We start from the raw sequence: 25531 nt of genomic DNA, 5'->3' as shown, positions 1-25531 counted from the left end.
CATGATGGTTGTGGCGGGAGGGCTGGTCGCGGCCGCGCCTGCGCTCGTGAGCCCTGCCTTCGCCGCCTGTGCGCCAACCTCGGCCAAATGCGGTGCCGGAAAGAAGCAGACGCCGTGTTCGGCCAAATGCGGCGCGAGCAAGACGCAGGCGCCGTGCTCCGCTAAGTGCGGCGCGGCCAAGAAGTCTGCGCCCTGCGCCGCAAAGTGTGGCGCCGCGAAGTGAATCCGAACTGCTTCTCCGGCATGATCGGGGCGGCAGCACAATAGCGGGGGCAATGACAGATCGGCTCAGGCGCTGCCGCGGCAGCTCCTGAGCCATTCGTACGAGAGACGCCGATGACACATCCGGATGAAGACATGCTCGCGATGCTGCCGACCGATCGGCGGGAACGGCTCGCCACTGCCGCCGACACCTTGTTTTCGGTGCTGTCCGAGACGGTGAATGAGGGGCGACATTTCCTGCTCGATCTGATCGGGGAAGTGCCCTTCACTCAGTGGTCCCACTATCCGGCGGAAGATGTGCACGACACCGATACTGGCGCGCTTTTCTTCTACCATGCCCACGCACCCGAAGACCGCGGAGCCGGCGAGCACGGCCATTTTCACTGCTTCGTCGAGCGATCGAGGCTGCGCGTGCCGGATGCGCCGCTCGCTCGGCCGGACGCCGATGACAGCGGCAAGCAATTGTGCCACCTCGTGGCGATCTCCATGGATCACAGAGGTGTGCCGGTTGAACTGTTCACCACCAATCAATGGGTGACGGACGAGTGGCTTTATCCTGCCGATGCGGTGATCCCGCTGATTGATCGGTTCGCTTTCTCCGATCCGGGAGCAGCATCCCTTGCCGCCCGGTGGCTTGCCGCCTTCATTGCCCTCCACCAGCCGGTGATCGCCCGGCTGCTGCAAGAACGCGATGCGGTGCTCGGAACCGGCGGAGGCGCAGGCAGGTGGGGCGATCCCGACTTGGAGGTTCCCTCGCGGCGTCCGGTCGATATCGACGGCTGGATCACTGCGGTTCGAGAAGCGCGCCAAGACCGCTGAGACGATCTAGAGCACGTTCGGCGAACACCGGTTCGCCGAACGTGCTCTAGGCTTTTGTTTTGGCGCGTTTTCTTAACGAAAAACCGGAATCCACTTTTGCCGAAAACGCACTAGCGGCGAGGCTCGCCGTCATTGCGGAACAGCTCTGCGAGCTTGTCTTCCGTGCCGCGATCCAGCGCCTCCGCCTGTCCCGCTTCACGCAGCAGTGTCACCGTCTTCGCCAGTTGATCGACATATCTGCGGCAGTGCTTGCACATCATCAGATGCAGCCGAAATTGCGCGCGTGCCGACCAGCTCAACTCTTGATCTAGATAGGCGCTCGCCTTTTCGGTCACTTCGCGGCAACTCAGCACGATACGTCTCCGAAATTCGATTTAGGGATCTCTATACGAACGAAAGGAGGATCCTTCTCAGTCTCGCAGTTCATCCTGCTGTTACACTTTTCGCGTCGTGCGAGGCGGGCTGCCCATTTCCGGCCGAGCGAGCAGCGTCTCCATGGCCTGGCGCAGCCGGGCGCGGCCGCGGTGGAGGAGCACGCGCTGATTGGCCTCGCTCACGCCGAGGATCGCGCAGGCCTCCTCCGGTTCCAACCCTTCGACGTCGCGCAGGATGATGACGCTGCGCTGGGCCGGCGGCAAGGTATCCAGAGCCGCACGCACATGCTCCAGCATCTGGCGTCCCGCGACAATGCGCTCAGGGGTGAGGTCGCACCAGGAGGCTGGAGGATCGGCCCACATGCCATTGGGTTTGAAACGACCAGGATCGACAGCGGGATCGCCATCCAAGCCCAGGTCCGAAAAGGTGATCGTGCGTCCATCACGCGCGCCGCGCGTGCGGGCCTTGTTGACCAGGATGGCGAAGATCCAGCTCTTGAGGGAGGACCGCCCCTCAAAACCGGAGAGGCCGGTGATCACGGCGACCCAGGTATCCTGAACCACCTCCTCGGCGGTCGGGCGGCTTTTGACGAAGGTGCGGGCCAGACTGATCATGGCGCCGTTGAGGCTGCGCACCAGTTCGCGGAAAGCGACCTCGTCCCCCGCCCGCAGCCGCGCCACAGCTGCATCCGGTTCGGTTTCGCCCGGGCCGTGCTGCTTCCCTCCACTCATCATGGCCCCCGCTTAGGTTTAAGCCCTGAGCATTCGTTCTGAGCCTCGCCCATCGACCCGGCCCGCTGCGCTTGCACCGGGGGACAGGGCATTGATCCGTATGAGCAGAAGACGCAGCAATCGCCCGACTTGGGTCGCAGCACAACGCCGCATGACTTGCACGCATAAAAGAAAAGGCATGCATCTTCAGGCATCGGCTCCGACGCGATGGCGCCGCAGTGCGGGCAGGTGATGATGCCCTCGAGCATCAGAGGCGCGGCCGGGGTCATCGCTTCATTTCCGCGTCGGTGTAACGGCGCGCACGCAGACAAGACGAACCATCAGGCGTTGCGTCTTCCGTCTGGCTCTCCGTCGCAGGACTTGGCGAGCGAGGGGGCACCCCGGTGCAGCTGGCGTCCCGCTCCTGGCGCATGCGGTACGAGACGGCGCCATAGGTGGCGACACAATAGGGCACGATGAATGTGAGTGCGATTTTGGTCCAATCGAGCGCGCGTCCGCCCACCATCGCGTCGCCCTGGTTGATGAGGTTGAGGACGGTGCCCACCACCGCGGCGACGCCGAAGGACCGGCGGGGAATACCGGCCTCCAGGGCATAGGAGAGAAAGCGCATGATCATGATGCCTCCAGGGTGGCAGCCGGATCCCTCATCGGCCATCTCAGCGCTCCCGTGGCGGCAGCGCGGACCGGACGATGCTCTCCAGGAGCGCGCGGTCCTCACCCAAGCGGGCGAGCACGCGGACCGAGATGACCGCCGACAAGAGGCGGCGGGCAACATCCTCGGAGCGCATGCCGGCGTCGACGGAACCCTCCTGCTGCGCCCGTTCGATGGTGCGGCGAAAGCCGTCCTCCACTTCCTTGAGACCGTCCCTGATGTCCGCAGCGAGTTCGAGATCGATGGGCGCAACCTCCATGGCGGCGTTCACGAGGAGGCAGCCACGGCGATCGGAGAGGGAGGCGACAATAAGGTTCGCGAAGAAATCGTGCAGAGCGGCCAGCGGATCGGCGGCGGCATCGAGTTCAGCCATCCGCCGTCGCGACGAGAGGTCGAGATAGCGCTGGAGCGCGCGGACGAACAGCCCCCGCTTGTCTCCGAACGCATTGTAAAGGCTCGCCCCGCCCATCTGCATCCGGGCCGCGAGGTCCCTGATGGAGGTCGCGCCATATCCGTTCTGCCAGAAGCCGGCGACGGCGGCATCGATGACCTCTTCTTCGTCGAAGGCGCGGTGTCGTCCCACGGCTCGTGCTCCTTGAAACGTGACCTGTGCAATAGGGATCGTCGTTGATTTTTTAGATCGCGCGATCAAAAAAACAAGTGCCGATTTCTCAGGAGGACCTTCATGAAACGACTGCACCCGCTGCTCGCCGGCCTGACCTGCGCTCTGGTCCTGCTGGGATCGCTCTCCGCTTCCGCCGCCGAGCGCAAGCCCTTCGACCCGGCCGTCTTTGCGGCTGCCCAGGCGGCGAGTGCGCCCATTCTGGTGGAGATCTCGGCCCCCTGGTGTCCCACCTGCAAGGCGCAAAAGCCGATCATCGATGCCCTGGCCGCGCAGCCGGAGACCAAGGCTTTGGTCATCTTCGAGGTGGATTTCGACACGCAGAAGCCCGTGGTTCGCAGCTTCAACGCGCAAAGCCAGAGCACCCTGATCGCATTTCGGGGCAAGACCGAGACGGCGCGGTCGGTGGGCGACACCAACCCCGCTTCGATCGCCGCGCTGGTGAAATCGTCACTCGCCCGGTGAGGCGCGGTTCATGACCTTCGGCGACAGCTTTCTCGCATTCCTGGCCGGCATCCTGTCGACGCTGTCGCCATGCGTGCTGCCCATCCTGCCCTTGGTCTTGGGGGCAGCGGCCTCGCAACATCGGCTGGGGCCTGTCGCATTGGCGGGCGGCCTTGCCTTGTCCTTCGTCACCATCGGCCTGTTCGTCGCGACCATCGGCTTTTCCATCGGTCTCAATGCCGGGGTGTTTCGGGCCGTCGCAGCGGTGCTGCTGATGGCGGTCGGCCTCGTTTTGCTCGTGCCGATCTTCCAGGCGCGCCTGGCAAATGCGGCAGGCCCGGCGTCCGGCTGGGCGCAAGAGCGGTTTGGCGGCTTCTCCGCCGCCGGGCTGAAGGGGCAGTTCGCCGTCGGGCTATTGCTCGGCGCGGTCTGGAGCCCCTGCGTCGGTCCCACCCTCGGGGCCGCGTCCGTTCTCGCCGCCAAAGGCGAGAACCTCGGCGAGGTGGCCCTGGTCATGCTCGCCTTCGGCCTCGGCGCGGCCTTGCCGCTGCTGGGGCTGGGGATGCTCTCGCGCGAAGCCATGATGCGCTGGCGTGACCGGCTGCTGCAGTTCGGCCAAGGCGGCAAGTCCGTGCTCGGCGCCCTCCTCATCATCATCGGCCTGCTCATCCTGACGGGCCTCGACAAGCGCCTGGAGGCGGCCCTGGTGGAGGCTTCCCCCGGTTGGCTCACCCATTTGACCACGCAGTTTTGACCGGTCGCCGCAAGCGGAGGCGATCTATGACCCGCCTCGACATTCTGTTTCTGCACCAGCCATTGCGCACGCTCGGAGTCGTCCTGCCGTTCGGTCGTGATCGCGTGGTGCGCAGAGCGCGGCGCTGGCTGCGCGCCGAGGACAGGCGAGAACGAAACCGATGAGGAGGGCATCCACATGAATTCCGCACCGCTTCAAGGAATCAGGGCCTGCGTCTTCGACGCGTACGGGACCCTGTTCGACGTCTCGTCCGCGGCACAGGACTGTGCCGATGTGCTGGCAGACAAATCCGCCCCGCTTGCCGCGCTGTGGCGCGACAAGCAGCTTCAGTACACTTGGCTGCGCGCCGCGCAGGGACGGCACGCTGATTTCCATCAGGTGACCGGTGATGCGCTCGATTTCGCCCTGGAGACCCTGGCGATCAGCCATGCGGGCCTGCGCGAGCGCCTGATGGGCCTTTATTTCACCCTGCGCCCCTTTCCCGAGGTGAGCGAAGTTCTGCATCGCCTCAAGGCGGCCGGACTGCGTCTTGCCATCCTGTCCAACGGCAGTCCCGCAATGCTCGATGCCGCCGTCAGGGCCGCTCAGCTCGGCGACGTCCTCGACGCGGTGCTGTCGGTCGAGGAAGTCGGGGTCTTCAAACCCCACCCCAAGGTCTATCAGCTTGCGCTCGACCGGCTGGACCTGCCCGCGTCGGCTGTGTCCTTCCAATCGTCCAATGCGTGGGACGCCCACGCGGCTTCGGCGTTCGGGATGCGGGTCATCTGGTGCAACCGCTATGGGCAAAGACCCGAACGGCTCCCCGGGAAACCCGATCGCGTGGTGACGTCCCTTGCCGCTCTCCCAGACCTGGTCGGGGCGGCTTAGGCGCGCTCAGGACAGCGGACCGGACGCTGCCACCACGGACGACGGCTTGGAGCGATGCGCGTGCACGGTCGGCGCCGCGCGCTGTCGACGCGTTGACGCCGGCCGCTGATCACAACACGCTGATCACAACACATGGAACAGCTTTCCCATGCGCGCGCGAAGTCTCATGAACAGGCGGACGGTCATCGGCGGCCTCGCCAGCCTCATCTGGCCGTCCGCCGCCGGGGCACAGATGCCGCCGCTCCAGGATGATCCGCCCGAGCTGCGAACGGCGCGGTCGCAATTCATCATCGTCGCGGGGGACGGTGTCCTCCCCCCGGTGGGCGTCGAGCGGATGGACGGTAAGCGGATCGATCTTTCGTCCTTCCGCGGCCGCGTCGTCCTGCTGAGCTTCTGGGCCACATGGTGTCCGCCTTGCCGGCGCGAGATCCCGCAACTGGAGCAACTCCAGGCCATGCTCCGCGGAGAGAAGATCGAGATCGTCGCGGTCTCCATCGATCGCTCAGGCACGTCGGTGGTGAAGCCGTTTCTCGATCGGCTCGGGGTCCGCAAACTGACGCCTTATCTCGATCCGGGCGGACAACTGACGCAAGCTCAGGGGCCCGACGCGAGGCCGCTGTTCAGGCTCTACGGGATGCCCATCTCCTACATCATCGACCGCCACGGCCGCGTGGCCGGCTATTTCAGTGGCGAGATGGACTGGACATCGCCCGCAGCGCTCCGGCTCCTGCGCTATTACGCGGATCCTTAAGGCTGTCGGGGGCAGGCGGCACAGGAATTCACATGCCATTGCGTGAGGCGAACCAACAGGAGGTGACGAGTTCGGATTCCGGCTCGGCCGCGGCGAGGATCAAATATCGAAATCCCTCGACCAGGGTTTCTCCGGGCTCGATTGTCGACCGCCATTCCTGGCGCGAATGTCCGGGCAAGGGGAAGCGATCCAGCGTCAGCGGTTGGTTTGGCGTGACGCACCTCATCTTGCCCGCTGCGCCGCCTGCCGCGCCAGCTCGGCCTCCAGCTCGGCGATCCGGGCCGTCAGCGGCGCCGTCACCGCGCGCACCTCATCGAGCGTCAAGCGCTCGGTAATGTGCTGGGGGCAGTTCCAGTCGAAGCCCTCGACCGTGATGACGAAGCCCCGCTCGATCCGCGCCCGGTAGTCCGGCATTTCAAGGTGCGACAGCACCGCCTCATCGTCGGACCCGACGATCTTGGCGCGGCCGAACAGCTTGAGGCGGGTCTTGTTCGGGTAATCCATGAAGAACAGTGACACGCGGTCGTCCGTCATCAGGTTCCCGACGCTGACATACTGGCGGTTGCCGCGGAAATCGGCGAAGCCGATCGTGCTCGCGTCGAGCACACGCACGAACCCTGTCGGTCCGCCGCGATGCTGGATATAGGGCCAGCCCGTCTCGCTGACGGTGGCCATGTAAAGCGAGTTCCGGGCCGCGATGAACCCGGCCTCGGTATCCGTGAGCCGATAATTCACCGCATGTGGCAGGTGCTCCATCCGAGCATAGGACGCACGGCTGCCCAGGTCCTCCTGCACCTTCTTCACCATGGGCGTGAAGGCGATCTCCGCGAAGTGGTGTGGCATGATACCCTCCTCCATCCGCCCCAGAGACGGATGGCGCGGCCGAAACCGCGCCATGTCGCCGTCGCCGGGTCAAGCGGCCGTGTTCAGCTCGATCGTCGGGAAATCGATGTCCACCTGGGTGGCCTTGCCCAGCAGGTTGGTGAAGATGTTCATGGCCACATGCGTGATGATCTCGATCACCTCGGCATCGGAGTGACCCGCCGCGCGGACCGCGTCGAACTCGGCCTTGCTCACCTGGCCCGTATGCGCGACCAGCGCGCGGGCAAAGCCCAGGGCGGCTTCCGCCTTGGCGTCCGAGGACCGGCCCGCGCGGTTGGCGAGCATCTCCTGATTGTCGAGACCGGCCTTGCGGCCGATCACCGTGTGCGCTGAGACGCAATACTGGCAGGCATTCTGCTCGGCGACCGTCAGCGCGATGCGCTCGCGCGTCTGCGGGTCGAGCACGCCGGCGCCGGCGATCCCGTAGAGGCCCAGGAAGGCGCTGAGCGCGGCCGGAGAATTCGCCAGCACACGGATGAAGTTCGGCACCATGCCGAGGCCGGACTGGACGGCGTCAAGCAGCTGCTTGGCCTCGCCAGTGGCGGTCTGGGGGTCGATGACGGCAACACGAGCCATGGGATTGGTCTTTCCGTATCTGATGGTGCGGTGCTCCTCGGCGCCGCTCCCATGCAATTTGGCTCATCGTGGCGTTTGAAAGAATGCCCGAGATGTGGAACCATTTATTTCGCATGGAGGAATAACGTGTGGACCGGCTGCATGAAATCGAGGTGTTCATCGCGGTGGCGGACGCCGGCAGCTTCGCCAAGGCCGGCGTACGGCTGCGCCTGTCGCCGCCGGCGGTGACGCGCGCCATTTCTGCGCTTGAGGACCGCCTCGGCGCGCGCGTCTTCAATCGGACGACTCGCAGCGTGACCATCACCGATGTCGGCCGAAGCTTCCTGGAAAGCGCACGGCGCGTCCTCACCGATCTCGACGCGGCCGAGAAGGAAGCAGTCGGCGAAACGGCCATGCCGCAAGGCCACCTCACCATCACGGCTTCGGTGACGTTCGGGCGATCCGCGCTTCCACCGGTGGTCTGCAGCTTTCTCGCTCAGCACCCGCGCGTGTCGGCATCCGTTCTGCTGCTCGATCGGGTCGTGAACCTCGTCGAGGAAGGCATCGATATCGCCGTGCGCATCGGCCACCTGCCGGATTCGAGCCTGATGGCCAAAAGGATCGGCGCGGTCCATCGGGTCCTGGTCGCAAGCCCGGATTACCTCGCCAGGCGCGGGGCGCCGGTCGCACCCACCAACCTGCGGCTCCATTCCATCATCGCTTTCACAGGCCTCATGCCGAACCGCGAATGGCGCTTCCTGAACGGGCAGAAGCAGGGCAGCCTGAACCTCAACCCGGCCTTCGAAATCAACGACGCGGTGGCCGCCATCCAGATCGCCGAGAAGGGGCACGGCATCGCCATTGCCCTGTCCTACATGGTCAGCGACCAGATCCGCGCCGGAACGTTGGTGCCCGTCCTCGACGCATTCAAGCCGCCGGCCGAGCCGGTGCACCTGGTCTACCCGCACGCCCGGTTCGTCGCGCCCAAGATTCGCGCCTTCGTCGATTTTGCGGCTCCCCGGCTGAAGACCGCCCTCGATCACTTGATGTGGAGAAGCGCGGATGATCCACGACAGGACGCTTCGGGCGAGCGTCCTGACAGCTGAAAGCCTACACTCCAGTATCCGGTCCGAGCCCGAAGGGCGGACGCCCCAAGAAACGGGACGATTGTCTCCGATCTGGGCCGTATCCATCATCATATCGTTCCGCTCCTCGGCTCTCGTCGTGTCAGAGAGGCGAAGGGCACAGGCCTTCTGAACGGAACAAAAGTCGTCGAATTTGGAATGCACGACATTGTTCCCGGCGTCGGCGGCTACCCGCGCGGCTACCTCGTCATGACGACGCCCAACGGCAACATCGCGTATATCAAATGGCAGGTGCGCGCTGTGTTCGTCCTGGGGCCGAACGGAAAACCTCAGTTGCTCGACAATGCTTCTGGGAAACGACCAGCGGCATTGGCGCATTTTCGGGAGCCACCGGTACCTAAATCCTCCATATCACGGTTACCTCACCAACCGACCGCAGATTCATCATGGATGTGGAGATAATTTACCAAGGAATTAGCCATCTAACTTGCGTTTTTGCGCATGAAGGAATATTCATGACTGTTTCCCGCCGTGCGTTTCCTGTATCCGCACTCGCCCGCATGCGCAGCGCCGCGAAAAATAGCCTGCGCTTGTCTCCGTATGTGGTATAAAGACTGCGGCGATCGATGCCCGTGCAATCGGCTAGAGCGTTTTCCTTACGTCTTGACTCGGATGGGATTCCCAAATCGGCGGCGTTCTGATTCAAGCCTCGTGTCGGAGACGGAGGCCGACATGCATGGCCAGGACGCTCTCTTTGGACCTGCGGGAGCGGGTGGTTGCCGCCGTCGAGGGCGGGATGTCGCGGCGGCAGGCGGGCGAGCGCTTTGGGGTGAGCATCGCCAGTGCCGTGCGCTGGTGCGCCAGGGTGCGGGACACCGGAAGCGTTGCGGCCAAGCCGCGCGGCGGTGACACCCTCTCCGCCCGGATCGAGGCCCAGGCCGACCTGATCCTGAAGCTGGTGGAGGAGACAAGCGACATCACCCTGATGGAGCTTCAGCAGCAGCTGGCCTCCTACGGGCACCGTTTTGCCATCGGCACGCTGTGGCGCTTCTTCGATCGTCACGCCATCACCTGGAAAAAAAGACCGCGCACGCGGCCGAGCAGGACCGCCCCGATATCCTGAAGCAGCGCCGCGCCTGGTTCGACGCCTGGTTCGACGGCCAGCTGGACCTGGACCCGGAGCGGCTCGTCTTCATCGACGAGACCTGGGCTTCCACCAATATGGCGCGCCGCCACGGCCGTTGCCGGCGCGGGAAACGCCTGCGGGTCGGCGTGCCGCACGGCCACTGGAAGACCACCACCTTCGTCGCCGGCCTGAGGTCCACCGGCATCCTCGCACCCATGGTGCTCGACGGCCCGATCAACGCCGTGGCGTTCCAGGCCTATGTGGAACAGGTTCTCATTCCCGAGCTTTCGCCCGGCGACATGGTGGTGATGGACAATCTCGGCTCCCACAAGGGGCCTCGGGTCCGCGCCGCCATCGAGGCTGCCGGCGCCAGCCTGCTTTATCTTCCGCCCTACAGCCCCGACTTCAATCCCATCGAGAAGGCATTCTCAAAGCTCAAGGCGCTCCTGCGCAAAGCCGCCGAGCGCTCCGTCGCCGGCCTGTGGGACGCCATCGGCCGCCTCATCGACTGCTTCACGCAAAAGGAATGCCAGAACTTTTTCCTCGCCGCAGGATATGAGCCAATATGAGCGGAAAATGCTCTAGGTCCTGCATGGACGTTGCTTCGAAGCCGCGCGCACAAGACGCTTGCATCGCTTTACCTAGGATCGCGCCGATATAAAATTTCTTTTCAGACGACAATCTCTGAACTCCGCTTCGATGATTTATAACGTGTTTTGAACAATCGCTAAAGAAAAGTAGCTGTTAAAATGCAGCGTCGACGGCTACCTTTGTCGCCCTCGTCGGGACGGTCAAGATCGATCATCATATCATTTCACGAGCCGACATTGATCGGGTAGTTTCTGCGAGCGCATAAATATTACCGAAGGTCATGCGCTTGGTCATCATCACACGCCCCAGTGCAAGCGCTTTCGCCTCGCAGCACGCGCGAGTACGAGGATCTTTGATCGCCTCGAAGTCGTCCACATGCGAAATACCAATAATCCGCCGGATCATTTTGGCGCCTGCAAAGCCGATGGCGTCCGACAATATGCTGCGCAGGCGGGAGGTGATAAGCGGTTCCGCCATGGAGGGTTGGGAGAACAGCGCAGAGGGGATGAGTTCACTATCATGCTCTTGTGCGAGACGGCGCATTTCCTCTTCGAATGCTGTCCAGATCTCCTTCAAAGTCGCAATCAGCCATTCCTGATAGGCCCGCCGGTCGTCGCCGGCTGTGGCGTGCCCAGGCTGGCTGAAATGGGCCAAGAGCAGGTTTCCCATCAGCGCGCCAACATCGAAGCCCATCGGGCCAAAACGTGCCCACTCCGGATCGATGATCCGCGTGTCGGTATCGCTGACCATGACCGAACCCGTGTGTAGATCTCCATGAAGCAGCGCCTCCGTCGAAGATCGCAGGAGAAGCTTCAGCTCGGTTGCAGCAAGCTTCAACTCATGGTCCGCGCGGATGGATGCGACGGTTGCGTCCAGCTCCGGCGAGGTCCAGCGGTTCAGCGGCGCTTCGGCATAGGGGCTCGTGAAGATCACGTCCTCGGTGGTGACACAAAGCACTTCGTTGCCATCGAACCGCGCCATCATCTCTCGTTTGGCCGGCGTGCTCAGGAAGAAGTCGGACGTGAAGAACAGCGAGCGGGCGAGAAAGGCCCCAAGGTGCCTGGCCACATGCGTATAAACGCGACCTGCGATAAGGCCCTTCCGCAGCACCACATGTGAATCGAGATGCTCCATGACTAGCAGTGCACGCGCGGCATCGAAATGCAGCACACGTGGGACGCGCCCTGAAACAAGCCGCTCATGGATCAATAGCGCCTCGTGCTCGAAACGGATGCGGGCGAGCGGGAACGGCCAGCTTGCGCCGATCACCCGTATGAAGGGCAGAGCCTGCTTCACCACGACAGAGCCCAACGGCCCCGTTGCAGCAAATACGAGGTTCATGTTGCCGTCGCTGATCTCGCGGACCTGCCAGTCTTGCGCCGCCCCACCGAGACGCGCAGCAATCAGCGGTATCGATTCCAAAAGCGAGGGAAGGCTTTGCGATGTCTGGATGCTGTAAGCGCCGGCTTCGTCCGCCTGACACTCGCTGGCGCAGGGCTTTGCGGCCTCAGATGATCCCATTGCGAAACGCCTCCCAGCGCTCAAAATCCTCGGGCCGGTCCAGATCCCAGAGGGTTGCAGGTTCCGTCCAGGACAGATTCCGCTGCCTGAGCCGCTGGCGTGTGATCTCCATCACCGCTGCGCCACCCCAGGGAACGTCAGCGAACACGTGCGGATCCGGACGGCGTAGTCCCACGAGGACATAGCCACCGTCTTCGGCGGGCAGGTATACGGCGTCCTTCCTCGCGAGTTCGCGGGCACAAACTCGCAGATGCTCCACTCCCAGGGGTGGGCAATCCACCCCGATCAAGAGGACCGGACCTTCCCCCGCTTCAGCGAGGAAGGCTCCATGCATGCGATCGCCCAGCGTCCCGCTTCTCTGCTCGCGAAGCATGATCGGATACTGGCACGCGAGGTCGGCGAAAGCCGGATGCGTGCAGTCGGGCGCGCACCAGAGATGAACAGGCCCGATTCCCGCATCCACTGCGGTGCGGATCGTTCTGGAGATCAGGTCGGCCTGCAGGCGCGCGGCCCCCTCGGGGCCAAGGCGCGGGATCAGCCTGGTCTTTGCAAAGCCCGCGACCGGTGCCTTCGCAAAAATGACCACGGTGGCGGAGGGATGTTGGTCAGGATCCATTGCGATATCGCCGTGCGAGCTGCCGTGGGTCCGCACCCGCCCAATAAGCGAGGCGCAGCTTCCACATGAGAAATATGGTCCGCATCACGCCATGGGTCTCCCAGCGCCGCCCCGAAGTCATAACCCGCGCGGAAAGACAGACCGGCTTGGCGAAGCGGTTCAGACGATGCGTCAGCGCGATGTCCTCCATCAGCGGGATGGTGGGATAGCCACCAGCTGCCTCGAAAACTTCCCTCCGCACGAAAATCGCTTGGTCTCCCGTGGCAATTCCCGTGATGCGAGACCGCAGGTTCATCATGGTCGCGACGATCCTGAGCATCCAATGACGGCCGGTGATGCGCACGTCGAACCGGCCCCAGAGCTTGGTGTCGTCGCGCAGGATCGCGGCGAGCAATGTGTCCGCCTCCTCAGGCAGGGCGGTGTCCGCATGCAGGAACAACAGCAGCGCCCCGCGTGAGGCGCGGGCGCCCGCATTCATTTGCACGGCGCGTCCGGGCGGCACCTCGATCACCCGCACGGCCTGTGCTCTCACCCTCTCCATGGTGGCATCCGTGCTTCCGCCGTCTACCACGATGACCTCCGCGCCCTGCGCACGACAGAGGGCGAGCCGGTTGAGGGTCTCGCCGATCCCGGCCGCCTCATTCAGCGCGGGAATGATGATCGACAGCCCGGCAAGGGCGTCGGCGCTCATACGCCCTTTTCCTTGCCGGCATCCAGCCGGATGAGGACGCCGCCGACAGCATCGGCGGGATCATGGGTTACCAGAAGGGTCGGCAGGCGCCGCTCCACCGCATGGGCGAAGACAAAGCCGCGGAACTCCGCCCGAAGCCCAGCGTCAAGTTTGCCAAACGGCTCGTCCAGCAGCAGCGCACGCGGTCCCGCCATCAGCGTGCGCAATAAGGCGACCCGCGCCTTCTGCCCGCCGGAGAGAGTCGCCGGATCGCGGTCGGCGAAACCGGCTAGCCCCGCGGATGCCAAGGCGTCGTCAACCGCAGCCCGGCGCGCGGCCCTGCATTTCAGGGCTACACGGGGCAGTGCGAACATGAGGTTGCCGCCGACCGAGAGATGGGGAAACAGGACGGCATCCTGGAACAGCACGCCCAGACGCCGCTGCTCCGCTGGCTTCTGATTTATGACCTCCGTGCCTATGGTCACCCGTCCCTGCCCCTGGAAAGCGGCGCGGTCCATGAAGCCCCCGACATAAGCGAGCAGCGTCGACTTGCCGGAGCCGCTCGGGCCCATGATCGTCGCGATACGCCCCGGCGCCACTGACAGGCTGAGATCCCGGATCAGCGGCTCGGATTGTCCGCGCAGGGAAATGGTCACACCGCTGAGGCAAAGAGCATCCGGCTCGATCGGCGGCGTCATCGCAGAAGCTCCCGTCGATGGCGGAACAGGAGAGACGGAACGGCAAGTGCGATCCCGTAGGCCAGTAGCGGCAGCATGGACTGCACGAGCGAGAGAAAGCCGATAACGCGCCGGTCTGCGCTGCCGGCGAGCGTCACCGCCTCCGTAGTCAAGGTGACGACCCGGCCGGCTCCGGCGAACAGAGTCGGAAGATATTGCCCCACGCTCACCGCGAAACCGACGGCCGCCGCCATGAGTATTGGCCGTAACAGGAGCGGCAGCTTCACGGCCAGGAAGACACGTCGCGGGTTCGCGCAGAGCGCGGCGGCGCTCGCCGCATAGCGCGGGTCAAGCGTGCGGAACGGATCGGCTAGGCTCAGGAAGACATAGGGCAGAACGAAGATCAGATGGACCCACACTACGGCCAAGAGCGTACCGTCCAGCCCGATGCGCACCAACAACACCTGGACACCAAACAGAAACGCGATCTGCGGCATGACGAGCGGCACATAGAGCAGCCACAGCGCCGTTGCACCCGGTCGCAGAGCCCGGCGCTGTTCGTTCTCGAGGCAGGCGAGCGTAAGGATCAAGGCGACGAGGACGGAGAGCGCGCCGATGGCAGTGGTCGTGCCCGCCGTGGCAAGCATGTGATCGCCCTGTCGCACCAGGGTGGAGATCTGCCATCCGGTGGGCAGGGCGTCGGGAAATCGCCAAACCCGTGCAAACGCCCATATCGCCATATCGAAAATCGATAAAAGCCCCAGCACTCCCGCCAGAACCGAGCCCGCGGCAGCGCTACCGGCCAGAATCCCGGACAGACGATCGGTGCCGCCGCGTTCGATCCAGCGCCGTGCCATGTACGAGACTGGTATCTCTGCTGCCCACCAGCCGAAGACGCAGGCGATCACGAGAAGAAGTTGCAGCGTCGCGGCCGCAGCGGCCGGGTAGTAATTGGCGAGGTCGTAATCGCTGAACCAGCGTGTCGCGAGTACGGCCAGCGACGGCGGATTATCGGGGCCGAGGATCAGGCCGACATCGACCGCAGACAGCGAAAAGGCCAACACAGCAAAAATTGGCAAGCGGATCTGCGGGTAGATCTGTGGAAACACCACCTTAAGCCAGGCGACTGCCGGCCGCTGGCCGAGTGCGCGCGCCGCCGAGAGAGTACGCCCGACCGGAATCTGTGCGGAGGCGACGAGTATCATCAGGACCAGATAAGGTATCTCCTTAAGGAGGAGTCCGCCCACCAAAGCGAGCCCGAGAGGATCCTGCACTGTGATGAGGTTCACGGGTGGCCGTTCCAGCCCGGTGGCCCAAGGAGAAAAGAGGCGCACAAGCCAGCCGCTTGGCATTACCAGGAATGCAAAGCCGAGCGCCATTGCGCTATGTGGGCTGGCCAGCAGCGGCACGAGACTGCGGCGCAGGACCGCGAAGATCGGCCATTGCGCTGCCGTCGCGGAGAAGCCAACAGCGCATGCGAAGGACAGCACTGTTGCCGCAAGCCCGGTCGTCAGCGTGAGCCGCAACGCCGTCGAGAAACCAGGGGTGGCGAACAGGCTGTTCCAGCCATGGAACCCGAACGATGCACCACCGATGGCAGGGAAAAATCCGAAGGCCGGCAGAAGCGTGAACGCTGTGCCGAGCACAATTGGCGCTGCCAGCGCGAGCAGCGTAACAGCAGGCGCAAGGCGCAGCAGCACAGCCCCTCTCACTTCACGTAGCGCTTTTCCCACGCATCTACGATGCGAGTCATCCAGCTTGGGTGCGGTTCGAGCAGCGGCACACCGAGTTCGGCATTGGTCGGTAGGCCCGCAGCATCTAATGGACGCTCGAACAACTGGCGCTGATCGTGGGTGAGCTTGGCCAAGTCGAGAACTGTGAAATTGCCCATCGTTTTTGGGTCCTGAGCGCGCGCTTGCACTTCGGGGTCGAGCAGAAGGTTCGCGACTACCATGGCCCCTTCCTTGTGGGCGGCGTTATAGGGAATGGCGACGAAGCTGGTATTGCCGATCGTGCCATTGTCGAGGACGTAGACGCGCGCGCTGTCCGGCAGCCGCCCATTGCGGCTCGCCACCGCAGCCGCGGCCGGGTTGAATGATAGGGCGAGGTCAATTTCGTCGTCTCCCAGCAATTGCTCCTGAACAGGACCGGAAGCCGGAAAGTCTGTCCCGCCGCGCCACAAATGGGGCTTCAGGCGGTCATACCAGGCCCATAGCGGAGCCGTGACCTCTGGGAAGTTCGCATCGGTTGCCGGTTGCTGCAATACGCCGGGGTCGGGAGTTAATTCGTAGAGCGCCTGCTTGAGGAAGGTGGCGCCCAAAAAGTTGCGCACATTCGGATGCGTCAACCGACCCGGATGGGCCTTCGCCCACGGCTCCAAAGCCGCCATGGATTTTGGCAGGCTGTCCAGGCGCGTGCGAGTACTGTCATAGATGAACACGAACTGCGCCATGCGCCAGGGGGATTCAAACCCGTCTACCGGCACAGTGAAATCGATCAGGTTCGAACGCTTGGTTGTGGTATCGACATAGCGCCAGTTCGGTAGGTCGGTTGCGAACGGGCCGAACAGCAAGTCCTGCTTTCGCATCGCAAGGAAGTTCGGCCCGTTGATCCAAATCAGGTCGACCGTGCCCCCGCTGTCGCGGCCGGCGGTCTTTTCCGCGACCACTCGCGTGACGGCCTCCGACGTGTCCTTGAGCTTCACCTGCTCGACCTTGACGCCATAGCGTCTGAACGCCTCGGTGCCGATCCAAGTAATGAAGTCGTTGGTCTGCGCATCCCCGGCCCAGGCATTAAAATAAACTGTCTGACCGCGCGCCTTGGCTGTGATCTCGTCCCAATTGCGAGTCTCCGTAGCCTCAGCCCACCCGAGGGTGGAGAAAACCAGAACGAGGCCAATGGCGAGGCTCTTAAGCCGCTGCATGCGTTCCCCCAATGATCGAACTAGTCGACGATCCGTTCCGCCGCCTTCTCTCGCCCGCGGCAACGAGGATCGGGCCGAGAATCTCCTCATGAAATGCATCGCATCCGATGCAGAAGTTCGCGTATTCGTGTCCTTTCGGCGTCTTCGTGCGACTGCGGCTCAAGAACGTCTCCTCGCTCCAGCCATAGGCGAGGCCCATCTGCTCCGGATGACCCATGGAGATGGCTTTTAGGGCCGGCTCTTGGGCCAGAGAATCGAGGATATCGATCAGCTTGTCGTCCAGCAGGTTGCCAAGAGGCGCCTTGGTCTTGACGCAGCAAGGATAAAGATCGCCGCTCGGCTCGATTGAGACTTCAGAGCCCGAATGGCTATGCCGCAGGAAGTTAAGACCGCCCGACCAGCGGTTGCAGAAATTGTCTTCTAGCGTGGCAGTGGACAGGTCGTTCATCCATGCGCGCCCCCTCGGCCACAGCTTTCCGATCCAACTGCCTGGCGTTGCGCCGAAGAAGCTGAAGAGCGGACCGTCTTCCTCGTGCCATTTGCGGGTCTCGGAGGACAGCCCGGACGGCTTCAGCCCGGCTTCGCTGAACATCTTCGCCAGCCGTTCCATGAATGCCGATTGCCGTTCCGCACCTTCAAGGCCCACATGGAAGTCATCCACGCCGGCGACGGCGATCATGTAGATGCCGCGGGTGACAAGGTTCTCGACGATCGGACCGGTGAGAAGATCGCCAGTGGTCTGTACAACGATCTTCACCCCACCCTTGTCCCGATACCGCGACACGAGCGCATCAATGAGTGGATAGGTGACATTCTCGCGAATGCCGTCGATTAGCGCTTCGCCGCCGGAGAGGACGATACGTCCAGTTTTTTCCATCGGCGCGTCATCAGAACCTGCCGAGGCCCCCACGTCTCGATAGATCATTCGATCCGGCAGGTTAGCGACAATACGAGGAAAATTGGCGATAGCCTCGTCGATGACTGTCCTTAGACCATCTCGGACATAGGGGCGAAACCTGTTTTCATAGCAGTGACGGCACTTGCGATGACACGCCCAAGACATGGACCAATAGATTGATTCCATTCAGACCTCGTTTGCGGCGTGGGGATGGCTGCCCGTCCGGAACATACCGGCGATCAGGTGATCCAGCGAAATTCGGCCCTCATGAGTGTCACGTAGATTAGTCGCGCGATACCCACACCCGTTACACCGCTCGCGAAGCCGTGATTGTTTATCTCGAAGAACCGGCCCCAGGCCCAAATTGGCAAGCGACCCGTGCTTATTTCCTAAACGCACCTGTAACGCCGTGCGTCCTGGTCGGACCAACGGTGTGGGAACAAGCCAAAAGAGGATAAGCCGATGCCGTCGATCAAAAGTTCAAGCGCCCTGGCCATGATGCTGGTCGCCGGAGGTCTCGTTGCTGCCACGCCGGCGCTCATTGGCCCGGCTTCCGCAGCGTGTGCGCCGGCCTCTTCCAAATGCGGTGCCGGGAAGAAACTGGCGCCGTGTTCCGCGAAGTGTGGCGCCTCAGCCAAGTACGGCACTACCAGGAAGCCAACCCCATGCTCCGCAAAATGCGGCGCGGCAAAGTAAGCGCCAGCCGAACTCCGGCGCGCACGCCGCGAAAATGACCAGAGTTTCAGCCCCGGCGACACTCGGTGTGGCCAAGGTCGCTTCTGCGAGCCGCCGATGAGCACTGGCGATATCTCTCCCGCCTGGCTGACGCAGCAGCTCACCACCCAGTTCTGATCCCCGCTATCGTTCTTCCAGGTGCCCTATGACCGACCTCGTCACGTTGTTCCCCCGCCAGTCGGTTCCGTCCTTAGCGATCCCGCTCGCGGGTGGCGGGACGTTCGATCTTCGTGCGGAATCGCCGGAAAATTTCACGCTAGTGGTATTCTACCGCGGCCTGCATTGCCCGATTTGCCGCACGCAGTTGAAAGACCTTGAAGCCAAACTCGATGAGTTCGCGGCACGCGGTGTCGGCGTTGTTGCACTCTCGTCCGATACCGAAGAGCGCGCGGTTGATGCCAAGTCCAGTTGGGAACTGCCCCGGCTGCGGATCGGCTATGGGCTCGGCCTGGAAATGGCGCGTGGATGGGGCTTGTTCGTCTCGGAAGGACGGGGAAAGACATCTCTGGGAATTGAAGAGCCCGCCCGGTTTTCCGAGCCCGCGCTCTATCTCGTGCGCGCCGATGGCACGCTTTACTTCGGCAGCATCCAGACGATGCCCTTCGCGCGCCCGCATTTCGCGGACATTCTGGGTGCGATCGAGTTCGTGCTGAAGATCGACTATCCGGCGCGTGGAGAAGTCATCGACCTCTGAGCTCCTCGTTACGGTGATATCCGCGGACCAACCCTTGCGCAGCGGACGTAAAAGTCTGCCGCGGTTGTTCTCACCCACTGCCGCTGATTGAGCGCACCCACTGGAGGGAAAGATGAAGCCCGCCTCTATATCCCGGCGGCTGCTCCCGCGGCTCGCCATCGCCACCGTTATCGCCGCCGCGCTCATCCTCTTCTTTCTTGCCGGAGGCCCCCAACTTCTAAACTGGCAGGTGCTGTCCCAGTACCGAGCCGCCTGGCAGGTGTGGCTCGACGCCAATCCCGTGCTCGCGGCTCTCACATTCTTCGTCATTTACACCGCCACCACAGCGCTCTCGATCCCCGGAGCGACAGCGCTGACCCTGGTGGGCGGAAGCCTGTTCGGACTTGTCGCCGGCACCGTGCTTGTCTCCTTCGCCAGCGTTGCCGGTGCGACGCTGGCCATGCTCGCGGCCCGCTACCTGTTTCGCGGCATGGTTGAGGCGCGCTTCGCGTCACTGATGGGCAAGCTCAATGAAGGCATCCAACGCGACGGCGCGCGCTATCTGTTCGGTCTTCGGCTTGTGCCTGTTGTCCCCTTCTTCGCTGTCAACGCTGCGATGGGGCTGACCCAGATGCCGGCGTGCACCTTCGCCTGGGTGAGTCAGATCGGCATGCTGCCGGCCACGGTCCTTTATGTGAATGCCGGCAGCCAGTTGGCCTCGCTGCAGAGCGCGCGCGACCTGCTGAGCTGGCCGCTGATCCTTGCCTTCGCGGCGCTCGCGTTGCTGCCCTTCGCCGTGAAATGGGTCCAGAACTGGTGGGAGATGCGGGCACGGCTGCGCCGCTGGCCACGCCCTCCGACCGCCGACTACAATCTCGTGGTGATCGGTGCCGGCTCGGCGGGCCTCGTGACAGCCTATATCGCGGCCGCGGCGAAGGCGCGTGTTGCCCTCATCGAGCAGGGCGACATGGGTGGAGACTGTCTCAACACGGGCTGCGTACCGTCCAAGGCGCTGATCCGCTCGGCCAAGCTGATAAAGGAAGCCAGCCTCGCCGAGCACTATGGCCTCACGGGATCGCTGGAGCCGGACTTTCCCGCGCTCATGGCGCGCATCCGGCGCGTCATCGCCCGCGTTGCGCCCCATGATTCCGAGGAGCGTTACCGCGGCCTCGGGGTGGAGGTCATTCGGGGCACCGCGCGCGTTACGGGTCCCTGGACTGTCACGGTCGGGTCGCACACGCTGACAACGCGGCGGATCGTCATCGCCACCGGCGCCGAGCCCGCACTTCCGCCCATTCCCGGTCTCGACAACGTGGCACCGCTGACCTCCGATACGCTATGGTCGCTGGAGCAGCAGCCTTCCACTCTGCTCGTGGTCGGTGGCGGTGCCATCGGCTGCGAACTCGCCCAGAGCTTCGCCCGGTTGGGCAGCCGGGTCATCCTGATCGAAGCGGCTCCACGCCTGCTGGTGCGCGAGGACGAGGAGGTCGGGCGGACGATGCATCAGATCCTCGCCGAGGACGGGGTCGAACTCCATCTCGGCGTGGGTATCGTCCGTTTCGCAACGGGCGAGGGAGGGCGCGTCGTGCATCTGGACGATGGCCGGATCCTGGCGTTCGATCAGGTTCTTGTCGCGACCGGGCGACGGCCACGCGTGAGCGGCTTTGGCCTCGAAGAGCTCGGGCTCCTGCACGAGGGGCGCCTCGTGGTGGACAAGGGGCTGCGCACGCGACTGCCCAGCATCTTCGCGGCGGGCGACGTCATCGGCCAACTGCAATTCACCCACGCCGCCGGTCACTATGCCTGGTTCGCGGCTGTCAACGCCCTGTTCGGCAACGTCAAGGCGTGGAAAGTCGATGTGAGCGTCTTCCCTATCGTTATCTACACCGATCCGGAGATCGCCCGGGTCGGTCTGACGGAGGACGAAGCACACCGCGCCGGCATCGCCTGCGAGATTACACGCTTTGATCTTGCCGAGCTCGACCGCGCCATTGCCGACGAGGCGAATACCGGCTTCATCAAGGTTCTGACCACCCCAGGCAAGGACCGCATCCTTGGCGCCACCATCGTCGGTGCGCGCGCCGGCGACATGCTCGCGGAATTCACCTTCGCGATGAAGAACCACCTGGCGCTCGGTGCGATCCTGCGCACCATTCACCCTTATCCGGGATGGATGGAGGCAAACAAGGCGGTCGCCGGAGAGTGGAGGCGGAGCCACGCGCCTGCGTGGGCGCTGTCGCTCTCCGAGCGCTGGCTACGCTGGCAGCGTGGCGCCTAGGAGACGATCGCTGATGCTGGACCATCGCCTTCTTCCCCTTCAGCGCCGGATACTGGCAAATCCTGCGCGTGTGCTGTCGGCCCGGGGCGTCCAGGCCGATAGCCTCAGTCTCAGCGGCTTTGCACTTGGGCTTATGGGGTGCGCCCTGGTGGCCGGTGGGTTCTATCTTCCTGCCCTGGGCTTCATTCTCCTGAACCGGCTGTTCGACGGGCTCGACGGAGCCGTGGCGCGTCAGAGCGTACCCACCGACCGGGGCGCCTTTCTCGACATCGCGCTCGACTTCTTCTTCTATGCCGCGGTGCCGTTCAGCTTCGCGCTAGCCGATCCCACCCGCAATGCGCTGGCCGCAGCGGCCCTGCTTCTGGCCTTCGTCGGCACCGGCAGCAGCTTCCTCGCCTTCGCGGTGATTGCCGCCAAGCGCGGGCTCGCTGCGAGCGCCTTCCCGCAGAAGGGCATCTACTATCTCGGCGGCCTCACTGAAGGCGCGGAAACCATTCTGATCTTCGCCGCCATGTGCGTCTGGCCGGACTATTTTGCCGTTCTCGCCTGGATTTTCGCCGCCCTAGCCCTCGTCACCACCGCCACGCGGTGGCTCTGGGGCTGGCGGATTTTCGGAGAGGTGCAGCAATGAAGCCGGCGTTGAAGCTACTGGGCCTTTCCGGCATGCTCGCCGCCCTGGCACAAGGAGCGGCAGCGCAGGACCGCGTCGAGGTCGGCCGTTTTTCCAATGGGACGGTCGCCGGATGGGAAAGCCGGTCCTTTAAGGGAGAAACCGCCTATACCGTCATCACCGACCCGGACATCAAGGCACCCGCCCTGCGGGCAGTCGCCGACGCTTCGGCGTCCGGGCGCTTCCGAAAGATCAAGGTCGATCTGAACCGCACGCCCTTCCTCAACTGGTCCTGGAAGGTGAGCAATAGTTTTCCCGACATCGACGAGCGGACCAAGGCCGGGGACGATTTCGCCGCCCGCCTTTACGTGGTCGTTGAGCGCGGCATCATGGGCATGGGATCGCTGTCGCTCAATTATGTCTGGGCGAACCGCCAGGCGACCGGCAGCCTGTGGCCGAGCCCCTATTCAGGGCAGGTGCAGCTTCTCGCGCTCGATTCTGGCGCGAAGGACCTGGGCCAATGGGTGCATCACAAGCGTGATCTGCGGGCTGATCTGAGACAGGCGTTCGGGGAGGACATTCCCGCCATCGATGCGGTTGCCCTCATGACTGACACGGACAATCACGGTGGCCGCGCCGAGGCTCTCTACGGTGACATCTGGTTCAGTGAGGACTGAATGACACCCGCCGGAACAGAGACGGTAACGGACGCCGCGTCTGGCAGGCACCTGCTCCTGCTGGGCGGGGGACATGCCCATCTGGAAGTGCTGCGGAGCTTCGCGCGCGATCCTCTGCCGGACGTGCGGCTGAGCCTGATCAGCAAAAGTGCCCATGCGGTCTATTCCGGTATGTTGCCCGGCTTCGTGGCGGGACATTACTCCGCGCAAGATATCTGTATCGAACTCGCACCGTTGTGCCGCGCGGCGAAGTGCACGCTCCACGTTGCGGAGATCACCGGTTTCGACGCCAAACGCCGGAGCGTCACCTTGCGCGACGGTCGCACCCTTGCGGCCAATGGCATTTCTATCAATGTCGGCGCAGTGACGCAGCGGACGTCGGCAGCCGCCTGCGGACCCGCACTGAATGCCAAGCCCATCGATGACTTCCTGCAAGGCTGGCCTTGTCTACTCGATGAGCTGATGGCGGATGATGGTATCCAGGTCATCGTCGTGGGAGCGGGCGCGGCTGGTGTGGAGCTTGCCCTCTCCATCCAACACCGGCTGATGCACCTTGCCTCGGTCGACGCGTGCGAAAGCCGAGTCCTGCTGATCGACGAAGGGGGCCTTCTGCCAGGTTTCCCCGCCAGGGTGCGACAGCGGCTCGCCGTTCTGTTGGGCCGGCATGGCATTACCACCGCCGGCCGGTTCAATGAGGAGACCGGCGGACACCGCTATGCGTTGGTGCAGGCGACGGGCGTCCGCCCGGCGCGCTGGCTCATGCATTCCGGTCTTGCGCTCGACGCCGCAGGATTCGTGGCGGTCGATGCGGATCTGCAATCGACCTCCCATGTGGGCATCTTCTGTGCCGGCGATGCGGCCGGCTCCATCACGGGCGCCCTACCGAAGGCGGGAGTGATCGCCGTCCGACAAGGCCCGGTCCTGGCGGAAAATCTGCGTCGATACGCGACTGGCCGCGTCCTCCGTCCGTTCGCCCCCCCGAGACGCTGGCTCAGCCTCATCTCCGCCGGCAGCCGTTATGCCGTCGCCTCGCGCGGCGGCTGGTCGATGGAGGGGCGGCTGGTCTGGCTTTGGAAAGATTGGATCGATAGGCGCTTCGTCCGCAGGTTCAGCGTCAGCCTATGGGACCGGGCAACGCGTGTGATTTCAATCGAGGAGAAGCCCAAATGACTCTCGCACCGCTTAAGGACATCAAGGTCTGCGTGTTCGATACCTATGGCACTCTGTTCGATTTCTCCTCGGCTGCACGCGCATGCGCCGATGAGCTCGGGGAAAAGACAGCGCCGCTGACCGCCCTCTGGCGTGACAAGCAGGTGCAGTACACGAGGCTCCTCGCCGCGCAAGGGCGGCATGCGGACTTCCATCAGGTGACAGGAAATGCGCTCGACTCGACGGGCGCGGACGCGTGGCGGGCTATATGGTCGGCGAGATGGATTGGACATCTCCCACCGGCACAGCTGTACTAAGATATTATGTAATAATTATTCAATTATCTAATGGCTGAAATGGATCATGATATTATTTAACCAATAATGTCTTTTAAAAGAAGTTATTAAAATTATATTACGCGCTATTTTTGTTATATTTATCTTAATAAAGACTAATGACGGAGATTATGTCGATGTCGTACGATAATATCGAAATAGAGATTCGCCATCTTCGATATTTCATCGCAGCAGCCGAGCATGGAAGCTTTCGGAAGGCTGCAACGGCACTTGGTGTGCAAGAGTCCTCTGTGAGTCGGCGGATCCGGGACATGGAGGATCAAGTCGGCGCGTCCCTGTTCTTGCGACACCCTGGAGGGATCAACCTGACCATAGCAGGACAACGCTTCCTCCATCGGGTCCGCCATGCGTTGGACCACATTCGCGACGGAGCAGCGGAGGTGGCAGCCATTGGTCGTGCGGAGGACGGATACATCAAGGTGGGGCTATTTTCGTCACTTTCATCTGGTTTTCTGTCGAACTTATTTCGAATATATGATGCAAGATATAGCTCTGTTCATATAGATTTCATCGACGGCGAAGCACACGATCACATCAATTCCATTCGCCAATTTCAGCTTGATATCGCTTTTGTCATTGGACTGGCCGATTGGCCGGGATGCGATACGACTTATCTTTGGTCGGAACAGGTCCTTGTGGCATTGCCCGAAGGCCATCCGCTTTCCGCCGAAGACGCGTTGACGTGGCGAGATCTCAGTTCTGAGAAAATTCTTATCCGAGACACTGCGGCTGGGATGAGAATCCAAGACTATGTCATTCGCAAAATCCGGGAAGTCGAATGCGAGCCGCGTGTCGAGGCTCAGCGGGTTGGGCGATATAAGCTTCTCAATCTCGTCGCGTCCGGCCGCGGAATAACGTTGGTCATAGAATCCGAAAATTTGGTCAAGGTCCCCGGCGTGACCTATCGGTCTCTGCGCGGCGAGGTGCTCCAGTTCTATGCCGCCTGGTCGCCGAAAAACGACAATCCCGCGTTTCGGACATTGCTCAGCCTTGCTCGAGCGATGGCTCGCTCCTCGGGAGCGAGCCATGCAATATCCCACGCGCACGATTCAGATGGGCCGAACGCCGGGCCTTCGCGAAACCGCGATCTGTCGCCATGAAACGCTCGAGCATCGGGACAATCAGACGAGATGGGTCGGCCGGCAACTGATTGTTCTCGCGGCCGAGGATTTCAGCATAGGCGACAAGGTCGCGATGCAGGCTGGCGGGCAGCTCCAGCGATATCTTCACCGGCTTGTCGTCGGGGATTTGGCCGAGCTTCAACTTCGTCAT

The 25531-nt window shown here is 63.1% G+C and carries 30 protein-coding genes; 15 read left to right on the top strand and 15 right to left on the bottom strand.

Annotation, left to right across the window (positions count from 1 at the left end; all coding sequences use genetic code 11):
• The first annotated feature begins 336 nt into the window (after positions 1-336).
• Positions 337-1041: a DUF6969 family protein gene (locus tag ACSSVZ_RS06955; RefSeq protein ID WP_453969062.1), complete on the top strand. Its 705-nt coding sequence runs from the start codon at positions 337-339 to the stop codon at positions 1039-1041.
• A 110-nt stretch (positions 1042-1151) separates the two neighbouring features.
• On the opposite strand, the gene ACSSVZ_RS06950 is transcribed toward ACSSVZ_RS06955, so the two are convergent.
• From ACSSVZ_RS06950 to ACSSVZ_RS06930, 5 genes are all read right to left on the bottom strand, one after another.
• On the bottom strand, positions 1152-1394 hold the full coding sequence (locus tag ACSSVZ_RS06950; protein ID WP_453969061.1) for a zf-HC2 domain-containing protein: 243 nt from the start codon (positions 1392-1394) through the stop codon (positions 1152-1154).
• An 81-nt stretch (positions 1395-1475) separates the two neighbouring features.
• On the bottom strand, positions 1476-2147 hold the full coding sequence (locus ACSSVZ_RS06945; RefSeq protein WP_453969060.1) for an RNA polymerase sigma factor: 672 nt from the start codon (positions 2145-2147) through the stop codon (positions 1476-1478).
• Positions 2147-2395: a GDCCVxC domain-containing (seleno)protein gene (locus ACSSVZ_RS06940; protein ID WP_453969300.1), complete on the bottom strand. Its 249-nt coding sequence runs from the start codon at positions 2393-2395 to the stop codon at positions 2147-2149. Before ACSSVZ_RS06940 ends, ACSSVZ_RS06945 begins: the two co-directional genes overlap by 1 nt.
• Positions 2396-2412: 17 nt before the next feature.
• Positions 2413-2763: a nitrate/nitrite transporter NrtS gene (nrtS, locus tag ACSSVZ_RS06935; protein WP_453969059.1), complete on the bottom strand. Its 351-nt coding sequence runs from the start codon at positions 2761-2763 to the stop codon at positions 2413-2415.
• A gap of 40 nt (positions 2764-2803) precedes the next feature.
• Positions 2804-3499 (bottom strand): TetR/AcrR family transcriptional regulator, encoded by a 696-nt coding sequence (locus ACSSVZ_RS06930; RefSeq protein WP_453969058.1) that lies wholly within the window; start codon positions 3497-3499, stop codon positions 2804-2806.
• On the opposite strand from ACSSVZ_RS06930, the gene ACSSVZ_RS06925 reads away from it, so the two are divergent.
• The 5 genes from ACSSVZ_RS06925 to ACSSVZ_RS06905 all read left to right on the top strand — a co-directional run bounded on the left by ACSSVZ_RS06925 (position 3485) and on the right by ACSSVZ_RS06905 (position 6237).
• Positions 3485-3886 (top strand): thioredoxin family protein, encoded by a 402-nt coding sequence (locus tag ACSSVZ_RS06925; protein ID WP_394086054.1) that lies wholly within the window; start codon positions 3485-3487, stop codon positions 3884-3886. The two genes, ACSSVZ_RS06930 and ACSSVZ_RS06925, sit on opposite strands and share 15 nt — an antisense overlap.
• A gap of 10 nt (positions 3887-3896) precedes the next feature.
• Positions 3897-4619 (top strand): cytochrome c biogenesis CcdA family protein, encoded by a 723-nt coding sequence (locus tag ACSSVZ_RS06920; protein ID WP_453969057.1) that lies wholly within the window; start codon positions 3897-3899, stop codon positions 4617-4619.
• 26 nt (positions 4620-4645) lie between these two features.
• The gene (locus ACSSVZ_RS06915) at positions 4646-4783 is read left to right on the top strand and encodes a hypothetical protein (protein ID WP_453969056.1); all 138 of its coding nucleotides are present in this window, start codon (positions 4646-4648) and stop codon (positions 4781-4783) included.
• A 13-nt stretch (positions 4784-4796) separates the two neighbouring features.
• Entirely contained in the window at positions 4797-5486 is a 690-nt protein-coding gene (locus ACSSVZ_RS06910; RefSeq protein ID WP_453969055.1) for a haloacid dehalogenase type II, read from the top strand.
• Positions 5487-5652: 166 nt separating this feature from the next.
• Entirely contained in the window at positions 5653-6237 is a 585-nt protein-coding gene (locus ACSSVZ_RS06905; protein WP_453969054.1) for a TlpA disulfide reductase family protein, read from the top strand.
• Between the two features lie 222 nt (positions 6238-6459).
• On the opposite strand, the gene ACSSVZ_RS06900 is transcribed toward ACSSVZ_RS06905, so the two are convergent.
• Both ACSSVZ_RS06900 and ACSSVZ_RS06895 read right to left on the bottom strand, forming a co-directional pair.
• Positions 6460-7044, bottom strand: a complete 585-nt coding sequence (locus ACSSVZ_RS06900) for a pyridoxamine 5'-phosphate oxidase family protein (protein ID WP_453969053.1) — start codon at positions 7042-7044, stop codon at positions 6460-6462.
• A gap of 105 nt (positions 7045-7149) precedes the next feature.
• The gene (locus ACSSVZ_RS06895; protein ID WP_394036915.1) at positions 7150-7695 is read right to left on the bottom strand and encodes a carboxymuconolactone decarboxylase family protein; all 546 of its coding nucleotides are present in this window, start codon (positions 7693-7695) and stop codon (positions 7150-7152) included.
• A 128-nt stretch (positions 7696-7823) separates the two neighbouring features.
• On the opposite strand from ACSSVZ_RS06895, the gene ACSSVZ_RS06890 reads away from it, so the two are divergent.
• Together ACSSVZ_RS06890 and ACSSVZ_RS06885 are read left to right on the top strand one after the other, a co-directional pair.
• Complete coding sequence (locus ACSSVZ_RS06890) at positions 7824-8780, top strand: LysR substrate-binding domain-containing protein (protein ID WP_453969052.1); 957 nt, start codon at positions 7824-7826, stop codon at positions 8778-8780.
• Between the two features lie 715 nt (positions 8781-9495).
• A protein-coding gene (locus ACSSVZ_RS06885; RefSeq protein WP_453969051.1) for an IS630 family transposase occupies positions 9496-10454 on the top strand; the annotation gives its coding sequence in 2 pieces (ribosomal slippage) (positions 9496-9835 and positions 9835-10454; 960 coding nt in all).
• A gap of 235 nt (positions 10455-10689) precedes the next feature.
• On the opposite strand, the gene mtnK is transcribed toward ACSSVZ_RS06885, so the two are convergent.
• Genes mtnK through ACSSVZ_RS06850 form a run of 7 tightly spaced genes read right to left on the bottom strand, consistent with a single transcriptional unit; the run spans position 10690 to position 17967 of the window.
• Positions 10690-11997 carry an S-methyl-5-thioribose kinase gene (gene mtnK, locus ACSSVZ_RS06880; RefSeq protein ID WP_453969050.1) on the bottom strand — a complete coding sequence of 436 codons (1308 nt, stop codon included), beginning with the start codon at positions 11995-11997 and terminating at the stop codon, positions 10690-10692.
• The gene (locus ACSSVZ_RS06875; RefSeq protein ID WP_394036901.1) at positions 11984-12613 is read right to left on the bottom strand and encodes a TIGR04282 family arsenosugar biosynthesis glycosyltransferase; all 630 of its coding nucleotides are present in this window, start codon (positions 12611-12613) and stop codon (positions 11984-11986) included. The genes mtnK and ACSSVZ_RS06875 overlap by 14 nt, the downstream gene beginning before the upstream one ends.
• Complete coding sequence (locus ACSSVZ_RS06870) at positions 12603-13304, bottom strand: TIGR04283 family arsenosugar biosynthesis glycosyltransferase (RefSeq protein WP_394036899.1); 702 nt, start codon at positions 13302-13304, stop codon at positions 12603-12605. Before ACSSVZ_RS06870 ends, ACSSVZ_RS06875 begins: the two co-directional genes overlap by 11 nt.
• A complete protein-coding gene (locus ACSSVZ_RS06865) occupies positions 13301-13981 on the bottom strand; it encodes an ATP-binding cassette domain-containing protein (protein ID WP_453969048.1) in 681 nt (226 codons plus the stop codon). The genes ACSSVZ_RS06870 and ACSSVZ_RS06865 overlap by 4 nt, the downstream gene beginning before the upstream one ends.
• Positions 13978-15660, bottom strand: coding sequence for an ABC transporter permease (locus ACSSVZ_RS06860; RefSeq protein WP_453969046.1), 1683 nt, complete (start codon positions 15658-15660; stop codon positions 13978-13980). The genes ACSSVZ_RS06865 and ACSSVZ_RS06860 overlap by 4 nt, the downstream gene beginning before the upstream one ends.
• 8 nt (positions 15661-15668) lie before the next feature.
• Positions 15669-16883 carry an ABC transporter substrate-binding protein gene (locus ACSSVZ_RS06855; protein ID WP_453969045.1) on the bottom strand — a complete coding sequence of 405 codons (1215 nt, stop codon included), beginning with the start codon at positions 16881-16883 and terminating at the stop codon, positions 15669-15671.
• Positions 16870-17967: an SPASM domain-containing protein gene (locus ACSSVZ_RS06850; protein ID WP_453969044.1), complete on the bottom strand. Its 1098-nt coding sequence runs from the start codon at positions 17965-17967 to the stop codon at positions 16870-16872. The genes ACSSVZ_RS06855 and ACSSVZ_RS06850 overlap by 14 nt, the downstream gene beginning before the upstream one ends.
• Positions 17968-18661: 694 nt before the next feature.
• Between ACSSVZ_RS06850 and ACSSVZ_RS06845 the strand changes: the two genes are divergently transcribed.
• The 7 genes from ACSSVZ_RS06845 to ACSSVZ_RS06815 all read left to right on the top strand — a co-directional run bounded on the left by ACSSVZ_RS06845 (position 18662) and on the right by ACSSVZ_RS06815 (position 25359).
• Complete coding sequence (locus ACSSVZ_RS06845) at positions 18662-19210, top strand: peroxiredoxin-like family protein (protein ID WP_453969043.1); 549 nt, start codon at positions 18662-18664, stop codon at positions 19208-19210.
• Positions 19211-19322: 112 nt separating this feature from the next.
• Entirely contained in the window at positions 19323-21467 is a 2145-nt protein-coding gene (locus ACSSVZ_RS06840) for an FAD-dependent oxidoreductase (protein WP_453969042.1), read from the top strand.
• A gap of 13 nt (positions 21468-21480) precedes the next feature.
• A complete protein-coding gene (locus tag ACSSVZ_RS06835; RefSeq protein WP_453969041.1) occupies positions 21481-22098 on the top strand; it encodes a CDP-alcohol phosphatidyltransferase family protein in 618 nt (205 codons plus the stop codon).
• Positions 22095-22754 carry a DUF3047 domain-containing protein gene (locus ACSSVZ_RS06830; protein ID WP_394036883.1) on the top strand — a complete coding sequence of 220 codons (660 nt, stop codon included), beginning with the start codon at positions 22095-22097 and terminating at the stop codon, positions 22752-22754. The genes ACSSVZ_RS06835 and ACSSVZ_RS06830 overlap by 4 nt, the downstream gene beginning before the upstream one ends.
• On the top strand, positions 22755-23924 hold the full coding sequence (locus tag ACSSVZ_RS06825) for an FAD-dependent oxidoreductase (protein ID WP_394036881.1): 1170 nt from the start codon (positions 22755-22757) through the stop codon (positions 23922-23924).
• On the top strand, positions 23921-24220 hold the full coding sequence (locus ACSSVZ_RS06820; protein WP_453969040.1) for a hypothetical protein: 300 nt from the start codon (positions 23921-23923) through the stop codon (positions 24218-24220). Before ACSSVZ_RS06825 ends, ACSSVZ_RS06820 begins: the two co-directional genes overlap by 4 nt.
• A 155-nt stretch (positions 24221-24375) precedes the next feature.
• Positions 24376-25359 carry a LysR family transcriptional regulator gene (locus ACSSVZ_RS06815; protein ID WP_453969039.1) on the top strand — a complete coding sequence of 328 codons (984 nt, stop codon included), beginning with the start codon at positions 24376-24378 and terminating at the stop codon, positions 25357-25359.
• Here the strand turns inward: ACSSVZ_RS06815 and ACSSVZ_RS06810 are convergent.
• The gene (locus ACSSVZ_RS06810) at positions 25244-25531 is read right to left on the bottom strand and encodes a DUF2274 domain-containing protein (protein ID WP_394036875.1); all 288 of its coding nucleotides are present in this window, start codon (positions 25529-25531) and stop codon (positions 25244-25246) included. The two genes, ACSSVZ_RS06815 and ACSSVZ_RS06810, sit on opposite strands and share 116 nt — an antisense overlap.

This window comes from Amorphus sp. MBR-141 (assembly GCF_053628695.1).
The sequence above is the reverse complement of the archived record's forward strand: the minus strand, read 5'-3'. Positions and strand labels throughout refer to the sequence as shown.

What these genes read in the sequence shown, in the direction of transcription:
- ACSSVZ_RS06955 (WP_453969062.1), top strand. Translation starts at nt 337, where the DNA reads ATGACACATCCGGATGAAGACATGCTCGCGATGCTGCCGACCGATCGG.
- ACSSVZ_RS06820 (WP_453969040.1), top strand. Translation starts at nt 23,921, where the DNA reads ATGACTCTCGCACCGCTTAAGGACATCAAGGTCTGCGTGTTCGATACC.
- ACSSVZ_RS06835 (WP_453969041.1), top strand. Translation starts at nt 21,481, where the DNA reads ATGCTGGACCATCGCCTTCTTCCCCTTCAGCGCCGGATACTGGCAAAT.
- ACSSVZ_RS06915 (WP_453969056.1), top strand. Translation starts at nt 4,646, where the DNA reads ATGACCCGCCTCGACATTCTGTTTCTGCACCAGCCATTGCGCACGCTC.
- ACSSVZ_RS06845 (WP_453969043.1), top strand. Translation starts at nt 18,662, where the DNA reads ATGACCGACCTCGTCACGTTGTTCCCCCGCCAGTCGGTTCCGTCCTTA.
- ACSSVZ_RS06815 (WP_453969039.1), top strand. Translation starts at nt 24,376, where the DNA reads ATGTCGTACGATAATATCGAAATAGAGATTCGCCATCTTCGATATTTC.
- ACSSVZ_RS06810 (WP_394036875.1), bottom strand. Translation starts at nt 25,531, where the DNA reads ATGACGAAGTTGAAGCTCGGCCAAATCCCCGACGACAAGCCGGTGAAG.
- ACSSVZ_RS06870 (WP_394036899.1), bottom strand. Translation starts at nt 13,304, where the DNA reads ATGAGCGCCGACGCCCTTGCCGGGCTGTCGATCATCATTCCCGCGCTG.
- ACSSVZ_RS06875 (WP_394036901.1), bottom strand. Translation starts at nt 12,613, where the DNA reads ATGGATCCTGACCAACATCCCTCCGCCACCGTGGTCATTTTTGCGAAG.
- ACSSVZ_RS06850 (WP_453969044.1), bottom strand. Translation starts at nt 17,967, where the DNA reads ATGGAATCAATCTATTGGTCCATGTCTTGGGCGTGTCATCGCAAGTGC.
- ACSSVZ_RS06840 (WP_453969042.1), top strand. Translation starts at nt 19,323, where the DNA reads ATGAAGCCCGCCTCTATATCCCGGCGGCTGCTCCCGCGGCTCGCCATC.
- ACSSVZ_RS06900 (WP_453969053.1), bottom strand. Translation starts at nt 7,044, where the DNA reads ATGGTGAAGAAGGTGCAGGAGGACCTGGGCAGCCGTGCGTCCTATGCT.
- ACSSVZ_RS06855 (WP_453969045.1), bottom strand. Translation starts at nt 16,883, where the DNA reads ATGCAGCGGCTTAAGAGCCTCGCCATTGGCCTCGTTCTGGTTTTCTCC.
- ACSSVZ_RS06865 (WP_453969048.1), bottom strand. Translation starts at nt 13,981, where the DNA reads ATGACGCCGCCGATCGAGCCGGATGCTCTTTGCCTCAGCGGTGTGACC.
- ACSSVZ_RS06940 (WP_453969300.1), bottom strand. Translation starts at nt 2,395, where the DNA reads ATGCTCGAGGGCATCATCACCTGCCCGCACTGCGGCGCCATCGCGTCG.
- ACSSVZ_RS06830 (WP_394036883.1), top strand. Translation starts at nt 22,095, where the DNA reads ATGAAGCCGGCGTTGAAGCTACTGGGCCTTTCCGGCATGCTCGCCGCC.
- ACSSVZ_RS06895 (WP_394036915.1), bottom strand. Translation starts at nt 7,695, where the DNA reads ATGGCTCGTGTTGCCGTCATCGACCCCCAGACCGCCACTGGCGAGGCC.
- mtnK (WP_453969050.1), bottom strand. Translation starts at nt 11,997, where the DNA reads ATGGGATCATCTGAGGCCGCAAAGCCCTGCGCCAGCGAGTGTCAGGCG.
- nrtS (WP_453969059.1), bottom strand. Translation starts at nt 2,763, where the DNA reads ATGATCATGCGCTTTCTCTCCTATGCCCTGGAGGCCGGTATTCCCCGC.
- ACSSVZ_RS06910 (WP_453969055.1), top strand. Translation starts at nt 4,797, where the DNA reads ATGAATTCCGCACCGCTTCAAGGAATCAGGGCCTGCGTCTTCGACGCG.
- ACSSVZ_RS06945 (WP_453969060.1), bottom strand. Translation starts at nt 2,147, where the DNA reads ATGAGTGGAGGGAAGCAGCACGGCCCGGGCGAAACCGAACCGGATGCA.
- ACSSVZ_RS06905 (WP_453969054.1), top strand. Translation starts at nt 5,653, where the DNA reads ATGAACAGGCGGACGGTCATCGGCGGCCTCGCCAGCCTCATCTGGCCG.
- ACSSVZ_RS06920 (WP_453969057.1), top strand. Translation starts at nt 3,897, where the DNA reads ATGACCTTCGGCGACAGCTTTCTCGCATTCCTGGCCGGCATCCTGTCG.
- ACSSVZ_RS06825 (WP_394036881.1), top strand. Translation starts at nt 22,755, where the DNA reads ATGACACCCGCCGGAACAGAGACGGTAACGGACGCCGCGTCTGGCAGG.
- ACSSVZ_RS06925 (WP_394086054.1), top strand. Translation starts at nt 3,485, where the DNA reads ATGAAACGACTGCACCCGCTGCTCGCCGGCCTGACCTGCGCTCTGGTC.